This window comes from Vagococcus carniphilus (assembly GCF_014397115.1).
Classification (GTDB): domain Bacteria; phylum Bacillota; class Bacilli; order Lactobacillales; family Vagococcaceae; genus Vagococcus; species Vagococcus carniphilus.
In genome coordinates this window covers 2,257,034-2,269,281 of the sequence record NZ_CP060720.1, presented here as the reverse complement: position 1 = coordinate 2,269,281, position 12,248 = coordinate 2,257,034, and the positions used below count along the sequence as shown (strand labels likewise).

At 32.0% G+C, this 12,248-nt stretch carries 12 protein-coding genes; 11 read left to right on the top strand and 1 reads right to left on the bottom strand.

All coding sequences use genetic code 11. The annotated features are described in order from the left end of the window. The first annotated feature begins 248 nt into the window (after window positions 1-248). The 5 genes from H9L18_RS11085 (at window position 249) to H9L18_RS11065 (ending at window position 4,316) form a co-directional block, all read left to right on the top strand. Window positions 249-1,058, top strand: a complete 810-nt coding sequence (locus H9L18_RS11085; protein ID WP_126792277.1) for a TrmB family transcriptional regulator — start codon at window positions 249-251, stop codon at window positions 1,056-1,058. A 2-nt stretch (window positions 1,059-1,060) separates the two neighbouring features. Continuing rightward, window positions 1,061-1,939, top strand: coding sequence for a sulfite exporter TauE/SafE family protein (locus H9L18_RS11080; protein WP_126792279.1), 879 nt, complete (start codon window positions 1,061-1,063; stop codon window positions 1,937-1,939). A 22-nt stretch (window positions 1,940-1,961) separates the two neighbouring features. Further along, complete coding sequence (locus tag H9L18_RS11075; RefSeq protein ID WP_126792281.1) at window positions 1,962-2,942, top strand: ornithine cyclodeaminase family protein; 981 nt, start codon at window positions 1,962-1,964, stop codon at window positions 2,940-2,942. Window positions 2,943-3,104: 162 nt separating this feature from the next. After that, on the top strand, window positions 3,105-4,052 hold the full coding sequence (locus tag H9L18_RS11070) for a hypothetical protein (protein WP_126792283.1): 948 nt from the start codon (window positions 3,105-3,107) through the stop codon (window positions 4,050-4,052). 87 nt (window positions 4,053-4,139) lie between these two features. Beyond that, window positions 4,140-4,316: a hypothetical protein gene (locus H9L18_RS11065; RefSeq protein WP_185847422.1), complete on the top strand. Its 177-nt coding sequence runs from the start codon at window positions 4,140-4,142 to the stop codon at window positions 4,314-4,316. A 40-nt stretch (window positions 4,317-4,356) separates the two neighbouring features. Here H9L18_RS11065 and H9L18_RS11060 read toward each other — a convergent pair whose 3' ends face one another. Beyond that, a complete protein-coding gene (locus H9L18_RS11060; RefSeq protein WP_126792285.1) occupies window positions 4,357-4,992 on the bottom strand; it encodes an HAD family hydrolase in 636 nt (211 codons plus the stop codon). A 227-nt stretch (window positions 4,993-5,219) separates the two neighbouring features. On the opposite strand from H9L18_RS11060, the gene H9L18_RS11055 reads away from it, so the two are divergent. The 6 genes from H9L18_RS11055 to H9L18_RS11030 all read left to right on the top strand — a co-directional run bounded on the left by H9L18_RS11055 (window position 5,220) and on the right by H9L18_RS11030 (window position 12,213). Beyond that, on the top strand, window positions 5,220-5,789 hold the full coding sequence (locus H9L18_RS11055; protein WP_126792287.1) for a LemA family protein: 570 nt from the start codon (window positions 5,220-5,222) through the stop codon (window positions 5,787-5,789). Between the two features lie 30 nt (window positions 5,790-5,819). After that, a complete protein-coding gene (locus H9L18_RS11050) occupies window positions 5,820-7,334 on the top strand; it encodes a TPM domain-containing protein (RefSeq protein ID WP_126792289.1) in 1,515 nt (504 codons plus the stop codon). Window positions 7,335-7,425: 91 nt separating this feature from the next. Further along, the gene (locus tag H9L18_RS11045; protein WP_126792291.1) at window positions 7,426-8,649 is read left to right on the top strand and encodes an agmatine deiminase family protein; all 1,224 of its coding nucleotides are present in this window, start codon (window positions 7,426-7,428) and stop codon (window positions 8,647-8,649) included. A 178-nt stretch (window positions 8,650-8,827) separates the two neighbouring features. Then, on the top strand, window positions 8,828-9,787 hold the full coding sequence (locus H9L18_RS11040; RefSeq protein ID WP_126792293.1) for an ABC transporter permease: 960 nt from the start codon (window positions 8,828-8,830) through the stop codon (window positions 9,785-9,787). Window positions 9,788-9,801: 14 nt separating this feature from the next. Next, window positions 9,802-10,725: a carbohydrate ABC transporter permease gene (locus H9L18_RS11035; RefSeq protein ID WP_126792295.1), complete on the top strand. Its 924-nt coding sequence runs from the start codon at window positions 9,802-9,804 to the stop codon at window positions 10,723-10,725. A gap of 24 nt (window positions 10,726-10,749) precedes the next feature. Beyond that, complete coding sequence (locus H9L18_RS11030) at window positions 10,750-12,213, top strand: ABC transporter substrate-binding protein (protein ID WP_185847423.1); 1,464 nt, start codon at window positions 10,750-10,752, stop codon at window positions 12,211-12,213. Window positions 12,214-12,248 lie beyond the last annotated feature (35 nt).

Here is a 12,248-nt window from a genome sequence, read left to right as displayed (position 1 = left end):
TAATAGTACCATTAATGATATATTTTTTTAAAGCAAAACTATGTGAAAAAAATTCAAAGATTAAATAAGAACAGCAGAAAGTTAATCTTTTTTAAAGTTTTTCAATTCACTATCTTAAGTTTTTATGTTAGTTGTTGTTGATAATAAAGGGAAATATATTGTAAAAATAAACACAAAGTGTTGAAAAAAGAAAAGTTATCGTATATAGTAGTTACCATAGTAGCTACTAAAATTTAGGAGATAAAAAAATGGATACGATTATACAAATAATGAAAAAATATGATTTTTCTGAAATGGAAACACTTGTTTATACAACGCTTTTAGAAAAAGGAGTTATGACTGGTTATGAGGTCAGTAAACAATCCGGCGTTGCTAGATCGAAAGTGTATAACGTTTTAGAAAAGTTAATTAAAAAGAATTTGGTTGTCGTCAATAAATCAGAACCTAAACTATATAATGCCATTTCATCAGATGAGTTTTTAGAACGTTTAGAAAAAAATGTGAAAAATGATTTAAACACTCTAGAATCTCAATTAGGAAAAATCAAAGAACAAGAAGAAGAAGAATTATTATGGAAATTGGAGAACTATGAAAGCGTTTCTAATAAAATGGAACACTTAATCGACAATGCAAAAACAAGTCTTCTGATTCAAATTTGGGAAAATGACTTATCACCTAATCTGTTGAAAAAGTTGCAGGAAGCAGAAAAAACAGTTAAGAATTTTGTACTTATTTTATTTAGTAATGAGCATCATTATGATATTCCAATTAATAATTTTTATATTCATGGATTTGAAGAAGAAAAATTGCAAGATTTTGGTGCGAGATGGGTTAATGTTGTAGCAGATGAAAAAGAAGTTATTTTTGGAACAGTCGAAAATGATAATAGCAGCGTTGATGTTACTTGGACTTATAATAAAGCAATGGTTAATTTAGCTAAAGAATATGTAAAACATGATGCTTATACCTTAAAGATAATAAAAGAAAGTCCAGAAGAGCTTAAAGAAAAATATGGAAATGAATTTGAGAAAATCAGGTTAATTTATAGGGAGGATTAACAATGGTAAAAACAATTTTGTTAAGTTTAATCGTTTTAGTGAATGGGTACTTTTTATTGGTATTTGTGAAAGATTTATTAAAAAATAAAAAAGAATTTAAAGAGGAAAAAGGAAGTAATATATGGCTTCCATTTACATCATTTTTTATGTTTTTCTTATCAACTTTCGGTATTTCTGATTTTGCGATTGGAACTGTTTTGTATCCGAAACTTAATTGGACAAGCATGAAAAAATTACCAGGAACTTTGAATACACAATGTGTTATACCAGTTGCAGCTATGGCATTATCATATATTTCTTCAGTAGAAGTTGGTATTAAAACATTAGCAGTTTGTATTATTTCACAAGTCATAGGAGCTTACATTGGACCGAAATTTGTTGTTAAATTACCTGAAAAAACAATTAAGAACTTTGTTGGTGTTGGTTTAATTGTAGCAGCATTCTTAATTTTCGCTGGACAAATGAATTGGATTCAATCAAACGGAGTTGCAACAGAACTGTACGGTGGTAAACTAGTATTAGCAGGATTTTTACTATTTGTTTATGGCGCATTAAATAATATTGGAATTGGTTCTTATGCTTTAACAATGGTAACTGTTTATCTACTTGGTATGGATCCAATTGCAGCGTTCCCAATCATGATGGGTGCTTGTACATTCTCAGTACCAATCGGAAGCGTTCAATTTATTAAATTAGATCAATATAGTCGTAAAATCACATTCTTTACGTCAACATTTGGTGTGTTAGGTGTTTTAGTAGCAGTATTTTTAGTTAAATCATTAAATACTTATTTATTAAAATGGTTAGTTATTTTTGTATTATTATATAGCGCTTATTCAATGTTAATCGCGCAATTTAAACAAGTTAGACAAGAAGCATAGAGTAGAAAGGAAGATTTTATAAATGTTATTTTTAACGAAAGAAAATATTATCGATAGTTTCACAATGAGAGATGCAATGGATGCTTGTAACGAATCGTTAAGACTGTATTCAGAAGGTAAAGCAAGTGTTCCATTAAGAACTAATATTAATGTAGCTAAACAAGAAGGCCAAAGTTTATATATGCCAGCTTATGTTGAAGCTGATAAAGATGCATTAGGCGTTAAGATTGTATCTGTTTATCCTAAAAATATTGAAAAAAATATTCCAAGTGTTCCAGCGACAATGGTAACGTTAGACGCAGAAACAGGAATGGTTTCAGCTATTTTAGATGGAACTTACTTAACTCAATTAAGAACAGGAGCTGTTCAAGGTGCAGCAACAGAGCTTTTAGCTCGTGAAGATGCAGAAATTGGTGCATTGATTGGTACTGGTGGACAAGCTGAGGGTCAATTATGGGCGATGTTAACAGCTAGACCATTAAAAGTTGTTCGTATTTTCGATATTGATTTTGAAAGAGCGTCCGCTTTTGCAAAAGAAATGGAAGCCAAATACGGTGTTGAAATGATTCCATGTAAAGAAGCTAAAGAATGTGTTGAAGGCGCAGACGTTATTACGAGTGTAACAACATCAAAACGCCCAACTTTTTCAGCTGAATGGGTTAAAGAAGGAGCACATATTAACGGAGTCGGAGCCTATACACCTGAAATGTGTGAGATTCCAAAAGAAATCATTAAGAAGGCATCAACAGTTATTTTTGATACGATGGATGGTGTATTAAAAGAAGCCGGTGATTTTATTCAACCTTTAGAAGAAGGCTATGTGACTGAAGACCATTATAATGGTGAGCTAGGTCAATTAGCATTAGGTCAAATTTCTGGACGACAAAATGACAAAGAAATCACTATTTTTAAAACAGTAGGATCAGCTGTTCTAGATGTGTATGTTGCAAATAAAATTGTTGAAAAAGCAAAAAAAGAAAACTTAGGTCAAGAAATTAACTAGATAAGATAAACTTCTATTCGTAGTCGAATTGCTTAGATGAATTCGATAGGATGGAAGTTTTTTTGTATAAAATTAAGAAAATATAAAATTTAACACAAGGTACCTAGTTTCAAAAATACATAAGTGCTAAAATTGTGTTGAAAGAAGCGGGAGGTTTGTTTTATGAAAAAGAAAAAAATAGTATTGATGAGCATGCTTGTCTTAGGAACTTTAGGTTATGCTAATGCAACGCTTGCAGAAGAGGCTACAGTTGCAACATCAAATAAAGAAGCCACACAAGTATCATCTGAACAAGAAGAAGTACCAACAAGCTCTACAAGTACAGTAGAAACTAGTAAAGAACCTACTAAAGAAGTAGAACAAGTTGTGTCTGAAGTTGAAAAAAATGTTGAAAAACTAGTTGGTGAGAAAAAAGGTGAGGAAGTTCCGGTTGATGAAACACCGGCTCCTTCAAAAATTAGACAAGAGTTATTAAGTACTAATTATGGTATTTCAAAAGAAGACTTGGATAAGTATACAGATGAACAATTAGAACAAACAATGACTTTGTTTACGCGTTATAATTATGATGTTATTGGTATGGATTACGGAGCTTATGCGAGATTGTTAAATACTTTATTTGTAGATAAGACAGTTAATGCCAATGACGCGTTAACACAATTATCATTTAATCCATCTGCATTTAATAGTTATTCTGAGATGATTCCACAAGTAGAGCAGTTACAAGTTTACCTAAAAACTCTTTATCCAGTTAACAGCACGTTTATTCCAGGTGTTAACTTAACTGATGAACAGTTAATTGCCAAATTAAATAAATTACAAAAGTTTGAAGAAGACTTAGCAGCCAAAGGACAAAAGTTACCATTTGGTAGAATTGCTGGGATTATTCAAGATGTAATTAAAGATGAAGGAACAGAAAATACAAGTACAACAGAAAGCTCTAGTATAGCCACTTCAATTAGTCAAAGTGAAAGCAAGGAAAAAGTAGTGGCTAATAAGAAAGATGGTTCGCTACCAAAAACAGGATCAAAAAATGAAGCTGCACTTCTTGGTGTATTAGGTATCTTTACTATTCTTGGCTCAAGTTATTGCTTGTACTTAAAAAAATAGGATAATTATTAAATCAACACTTGTCTTTTGATATGAAATATATTAAACTGAACTCTATTAATTTAGTGAATTAAGGGGAGTCGGACTGTGAAAAAGTTTAAAACTGGAGATATTGTTCAGTTACTAGATCCTAACCTTCCAATTGTTGGATTAGTTATGACAAGAGATAGTAAAAAGAATAAATACTTAATCAAATTTAGTGCAGGACAACAAGATTATTATTCCGAAGAAGAATTAATGTTGTATGTGCATGGTCAAAAATAAAAAGATGTCGTCCATTGATAAGATGGACAACATCTTTTTTTTAGATGATATCGATTGGAGAAGCTGATAAAAATGTGGGAGAGACATCAAATGTTTTAGGATAAAACCATGAAACACCAACACTATCGATACCAGCATCATTTGCTGCTAGAATATCAGCATTAGAATCGCCAAAATAAATAGCTTTTTCTAAAGAAGTATCGAAATGATTAACCGTTTTAATGATACCTTCACCATTTGGTTTAGGATTAACAACATCCTCACTAGCAATGCTGTAGTCAATGAATTTTTCTAGTTCTAGTTCCTTTATAGAAATATCGTAAGAAATTCTTCCTTTACCAGTTACGACGGCTATCTTTTTTCCAGAACTGATTAAAGCCAAGAGTAAAGAGTTAATTTCTTTTTTTGGTTTTACAAAAGAAGAATGATTCTTTTTATACAAGTCATAATATAAATCAACAGCCCTTTTTGAATCTGCTTTATTTTTTAAGTTGTTTTCAATAATACCAATTTCGCTTGGACCAAACCAGCTCTCGATATTGTCATCAGACATTTCTTCATTGTTAAACATTAAAAAAACTTGTCTAAAACTATCAAAACAAAGGGGAAGCGTGTCAGCAATTGTCCCATCAAAATCAAAAATAAAGGTATCATATCTATCTAAATAAAAAACCATGATAAAACTCCCTTCATCTTTCTACTATAATATAAGTTTAACATAGCAAGAAAAAAACAAGGGTTTTATTTCGATTTTAAATTAAATAATGTTAAGATGTATGAAACGAAATGGAAAATCACGTGGCATCAGACTTAGGTCGGATGAAAAGAAGATAGTTTTGATTTATAATTGTCACATAAGTAAATGATTTGTTATTTTTGTCATATAATAAGGAGGAATAAAAAATGAAAAAAGGAAGTAAAATTGGATTAATCATAGGTGCTATTGTTGCTGTTTTTGTGATATATGGTTTTTCAACTTATAATAGTTTAGTTTCAAGAGAGGCAGATGTTGAGAGTCAATGGGCAACGGTTGATTCAAAATTACAACGACGTTATGATTTAATCCCGAACTTAGTAAATTCTGTTAAGGGAAGTATGAAACAAGAAAAAGAAGTATTTGGTGATATTAGTGAAGCAAGAAGTAAAATGGCAGGTGCTAAAACTGTTAAAGAAACATCAGAAGCTTCAGGAGAAATGGAAACAGCTTTATCTCGTTTAATGGTTGTTATGGAAAACTACCCTGAACTAAAATCAAATGATAATGTAAAAACATTAATGACTCAATTAGAAGGAACTGAAAATAGAATCTCAGTTGAACGTGATCGTTATAATAAAGCTGTTAAAGAATATAACGTTTCAATTAAACGTTTCCCTAAATCAATCATTGCTGGTATGACTGGCTTTGATGAAAAAGAATACTTTGAAGCTGAAAAAGGCGCTGAAAAAGCACCTGAAGTTGATTTTAGTAAGTAACTAGAATCAACTACTTATGGAGGTGAGTAGATGAATCAGTTAAGTTATCAAAAAAGGAATAGGTTTATTGGTTTTTTATTGATAGTATTCTTTACGGTACTTATAGGCTTTACAACAAGTGCTTTTGCTGAATCAGACAATATTTTTGTTGAGGATAACGCTAATATTTTATCGAACGAAGATAAGACAGCTATTAAAAATATGAATGAGTATGACTTTGCTAATTTGCCTGGAAAACCTCAATATGTTGTTGTTACTTTAAACAATTTAGATGGTTATGATTCAATTGAAGATTATGCAGAAAAAAAATTCCAACATTTGGGTATTGGTAATAAAGAATTAGATAATGGATTTTTATTCGTTATCTCTGTTGAGGATAGAAAATATCGCTTGGAAACAGGTTACGGAGTTGAAGACGTCATAACAGATAGTATGAAGGATTCTGTTGTGCCAGATGAGGCAACTGATCTTTTGAAAGATGAAAAATATGGCCAAGCGGTTATGTTTATTTCAAGAAATGTTCAAAACTTAGTTAACGAAAAATACGGGGACGTTGAAGCAGCTAAACGATTAATAGAAGAAGAAAAAGCAAGAGATAAAAAAATAGCTATTAGTGTTATGTTTGCTTTCTTAGGTGTTGTCGCAATAGGACTTCTTGCTATTATGTGGTATCGTTTAAGAATTGCTAGAATCCGAAAAATACTAACTAAAGACTACTTAGGAGCTGATTTGAAGGGCTATATTTATATTGATAAAGCCAACCAAATAACAGGGCTAGGTAAAGGTATAAAAAAAGTTGAACTTCCTGAATATCTAGCAAAACAGTTGAATCGTTTAACTAATAATAAAAAAGAAATGCTATTCTCAGATCGAAATGAAATGATTGAGTGGATAGCTCAATATATCTTAGTAGATGGAATTATCCAGTATTGGAGAAAAGCTAAAAAAGAAGCGCCTTATGATGTCTCAGTTTACTTAGAAAGTAAATATTTAAATTCACTTAAAGCAGAATTAATTCCTGAGAGTAAAGAGTTTGCTTATCCAGTGATGAGTAACCCTTACTTAGAAGGAAACTACATTGGCGTAATCAGTGACTACACAGCAGCTACAACAGAGAAACATCAAAGAGCTTTAAAAATTTCAAAAGATAATAAACGTTTTATTGAAAAGATGTGTGAACAATTTTTAAGTGAGAAAGGTGTACGCTTAAGTAGGGTTAACAACGACCTTCAAGTAGCACTAATGGTCTACTATTTCTTAAGAAGTAAAGATTTATCCAATCCAAATCTTCTTCAAGAGATTACTATTAATACACAAGAATTAGCTAAGTCATATCGATTTGCAGAGAAGAAACGTAAAGAAATAGCAAGTGATCAAAAGCAAAAAGCTTTGGATGACTTAACTAATATGACACTAGGTTCTTATTACATGCAGTCGATGATTTGGTCAAGTTACCATAGTGGTGGCGGTTCATCAGGTGGAGGCGGAGGTTCTTCATTTGGCGGAGGCTCATCAGGTGGCGGAGGCTTTTCTGGTGGATGGTAAATCATCATTATAGAATAAGGTAAACTCCAATCTAACTTATCTTGAAAGATAAGTGATGGTTGGAGTTTTTTTTAAAGAAAGGAAATAAAAAATGAAAAGATATATGGGAGCGGAATTCCATCAACAAGAGAGTGTTTGGTTGTCTTGGCCGATTGAGGAATTTGCGACAGAAACACTAGAAACAGATTTAGTCACTTTAGAGATACTTCGACATATACCAAGGGATGTTTCTATTTTTATTATTTGTTATGATGAGGAAGTTAAAAAAAGAGCTGAAGAGAAAATAGCAAAAAATAACTTAAATAGAGATAACTCAGTCTGTATAGAGTATCCCGCAGAAGTTATTTATCCAAGAGATTTTGGAATGGATATTGTACTTGAAAATGGTGAGAAGAAATATGTAAGTCATCTGTTTGATGGATATGGTTATTTTGGCCTAGAGGATGAAAGAAGTAAATCTTTGATAGATTTAACGCCGTTTCAAGCAAAAGAACACGGGATTGAATCAAGCGTATCTTTACCTTTAGTAACAGAAGGTGGGGACCATGAATTTAATGGTAATGGTGTCTTAATGATGATTGAGGAGACAGAAGTGGATAAACGAAATCCGGATTTGTCAAAAGAAGAAGTTGAAGATTTATTTAAAGCAGCTTATGGGGTTGAAAAAATTATCTGGTTACCTCAAGGTTCGTATGAAGATGAGGACTATTTATTAGGACCAATTCCAGATGAGAAAAACGAGATGAAGGCTTTTCGTTCTTCGTCAGCGAATGGTCATATTGATGAAATTTGCCGATTTGTGGCAGAAGATACTATTTTAATGAGTCATGTGACGAATGAGGAAGCAAGTAAATCTTTTTTACATTACTATAATAAAGAGCGTTTTGATCAAGCTAGGAAGGTTTTAAAAGAAGCAACACAAATAAGTGGCAAACCTTTCAAAGTTATTAATATGCCTGTTCCAGAACCAATTTATATAGAATTAACACCAAGTGATATCATGTATGAATATGCCTACCCGTTTACAGGAGAGTATCTAGACGGAACAAAAGCACCAGAAGGTAACTTGACTGTTTTACCAGCGCTTAGTTACTGTAATTTCTTGATTCTCAATGAAGTTGTGTTAGCACAAAGCTACTATCAACCAGGTTTACCTGAAAAAATTAAAGAAAAAGATGAAGAAGCTTTGAAAATATTACAATCAGTTTTTCCAGATAAAAAAATCATTCCAATTAACACACTAGCCTTAAATTTATTTGGCGGTGGTATTCACTGTAATACTAAAAATATTCCATCTTACCATTTTAATCAATAAAAAATTGAGTTTGAACATTAATTTGTTTAGGCTCTTTTTTTACGGTTTTAAGTGCTAAATGGCTTATTTTCGGTTAAACTCTTTCAAAAAAATTGAAAGATAAACTATAGTTTGTTATAAAACACCTTTAGTTTGTTTCTTATAAAAATAAAAAGTAAGCGTTATACTTTTAGTGTGAATGAAGGGAGGAAAGAGAGTGAAAAAAAAGAAAAGAGGGTTTTGGGCAGACGTCTATCGTTTTAGAGCATTAATTCTGATGGCTATTCCTGGATTTATCTGGTTTATCTTTTTCTTTTATATACCAGTATTAGCAAACGTGGTGGCGTTTAAAGATTTTCATATTTCACCAGACGGCTTTCTTGCTAGTTTAAAACAAAGTCCGTGGGTTGGTTTTGATAACTTTAAATTTTTATTTGCTTCTAACGATGCTTGGTTAATCACCCGAAATACATTATTATATAATATTATTTTTCTAGCTTGTAACTTATTCTTTGCAGTTGCATTTGCCATTATTATGAGTGAGTTGAGAAATAAAAGATTGGTAAAAGTCTATAATACGATGTCATTACTACCATATTTCTTATCATGGGTTGTTATTTCATATTTTGTTTATGCTTTTTTAAGCCCAGACAAAGGAATCATCAATCAATGGTTAGCTCAAAATGGTGGAACACCAATTCAGTGGTATCAAGATCCAACGTGGTGGCCATTAATCTTTGTGGTTTTAAATGTTTGGAAAAGCTTGGGTTACAATAGTATTATCTATTATGCTTCTGTCATGGGAATTGATCCAACATATTATGAAGCAGCGATGGTAGATGGAGCTAGTAAATGGCAACAAATTAAGAATGTAACACTTCCTCAGCTATTACCAATGATGAGTATTTTATTAATCTTAAATATTGGTGGGATTTTTAAAGCAGACTTTGGTATGTTCTTCTCAGTGCCAATGAAATCAGATGCTTTATATGAAGTAACTAGTGTATTAGATACTTATATCTATAACGGTTTAACAGCAACAGGAGATATTGGAATGACCGCTGCAGCTGGGCTTTATCAATCAGTGGTAGGTAGCGCACTTTTAATTGGCGCTAATATGGTTGTTCGTAAGCTTGATCCAGATTCATCATTATTCTAGTAGGAGGGTAACAAATGAGTAGAAAAAAAGTAGCTAGAGTAGAGGTTCGAGCATTTAGTCCAAAAGCAGATTTTTTCTTTAATATCTTAATTGCTTTGTTTGCGATATCTTGTTTAATACCATTTATTTTTGTTATCATTATATCTTTAACAAGTGAAACCTCTCTTGCTGAGCATGGGTATAGTTTCTTTCCACAAGAATGGTCTTTTGCAGCTTATGATTATATTTTTGCTGGTCAAATGTCTTCTAAAATATTTCGAGCATTTGGTGTGACTATTTTTGTAACAGTTTTTGGGACACTTGTGAATGCGACAATGACTTCACTTTATGCGTACGTTATATCTCGCTCTAATTTTCCATTTCGTAAATTCTTTACGATGTTTGCTTTAATAACAATGTTATTTGCACCAGGTATGGTAGCTAACTATATTGTTATGACTAACATGCTTTATTTAAAAGATACGATTTGGGCATTAATTTTACCAATGGCATTAGGGCCGTTTAATATTTTAGTTATGCGAACATTTTTCAAGAAGACAGTTCCAGATAGTATCATTGAGTCAGCTCGTATTGATGGTGCCAGTGAGATGACAATCTTTATAAAAATTGTTTTACCACTTGCAGTACCTGGGATTGCAACGATTAGTTTATTCGCAGCATTAGGTTATTGGAATGATTGGTTTAACGCCTTATTATACATTCAAAATGATAACTTAGTTCCGCTGCAATACTTGTTAATGAAAATTCAAAATAATTTGGATTTCTTAGCAAAAAGTACAGGTATGGGGTCACAAATTGCCGGTGGATTAGCAGCTTTACCAAGTGAATCGGCAAGAATGGCCATTGTTGTGATTTCAACACTACCAATTGCTTTAAGCTACCCATTCTTCCAAAAATATTTTGTGGGTGGATTAACAATTGGTGGCGTTAAAGAATAAAAAAATATATAGGGGGAATTGATTGTGAAAGGTTTTAAAAAAGTAGCAACAGTTGCAGGAGCAGCTTTGTTATTAGTTAGTTTAGCAGCATGTGGTGGCTCTAATAAAGACGCTAAAAAAGATAAGTCAGGCGGTAAAGATGGTACAACAACACTTTTAATGTACCAAGTTGGTGATAAACCAGATAACTATGATGAGTTAATGACAATCGCTAATAAGCAAATTAAAGAAAAGATTAACGCTGAACTTGACTTACAATACATTGGTTGGGGCGACTGGAACCAAAAAATGAGTACAATTATCGCTTCAGGCGAAAATTATGATATTTCGTTTGCTTCTAACTATGTAGCTAATGCTCAAAAAGGAGCTTATGCAGATTTAACTGACTTAGCACCTAAATACGCAAAAGAAGCGTATGATCAATTAGATGAAACTTATATTAAAGGGAACTTAGTGGATGATAAATTATATGGTTTCCCGGTAAATGGTAATGTTTATTCTCAACAAATGTTAACATTCAATAAACAATATATTGATAAATATAATTTAAATATTGATGATATTGAGTCTTATGCAGATGCGGAAAAAGTTTTAACTGAGTTCCATGAAAAAGAACCTAAAATAGCAGCATTTGCTATTGGTCAAAACTTTAATATTTCTGGTGATTATGACTATCCATTAGGAAAAGATTTACCTTTTGCTATCAAGTTGGATGATAATAAGAATCCTAAAATCATCAATCAATATGATGACAAAGCAATGATGGATAACTTAAAACTATATCGTAAGTGGCATGAAGCTGGTATTATTCCAGTTGATGCAGCGACTAACACAACTGGTTTCCCATTAGAAGGAAATACTTGGTTCATGCGTGAAGAAACACAAGGACCTATGGATTATGGTGATACTGTTTTAACAAATGCAGCGGGACAAGAAATTGTTTCTAAAGCCATTACAAAACCTTATAGAACAACTGCTCAAGCGCAAATGGCTAACTTTGTTGTAGCAAATGTTTCAAAAAACAAAGAAAAATCTGTTGAGCTTCTAGGTCTTCTAAATAGCGACCCTGAATTATTAAATGGTTTAGTTTGGGGAGTTGAAGGAAAAGCATGGGAAAAAGCTGGCGAAGATAAAATTAAATTGTTAGATGGTTACAAACCTAATACACATATGGCAGCTTGGAACACAGGTAATAACATGATTCTTTATACGCAAGATACTTTATCAGATGATTTAGTTAAAGAACGTGACAAGAAAATTGAAGAATCAATTACTTCACCAACATTAGGTTTTAACTTCAAAACAGATAAAGTGAAAACAGAAATAACAAATATCTCAAACGTTATGAGTCGTTATAAAGACAGCTTGAACACAGGTTCTGTTGACCCAGAAAAAAATGTTCCTAAGTTAATTAATGATTTAGAAAAAGCTGGTTGGGATAAAGTAAGAGAAGAAATGCAAACTCAATTAGATGAATTTTTAAAATAGTCTAAGAAGAATTGCAATCTTTACCACGATGAAAA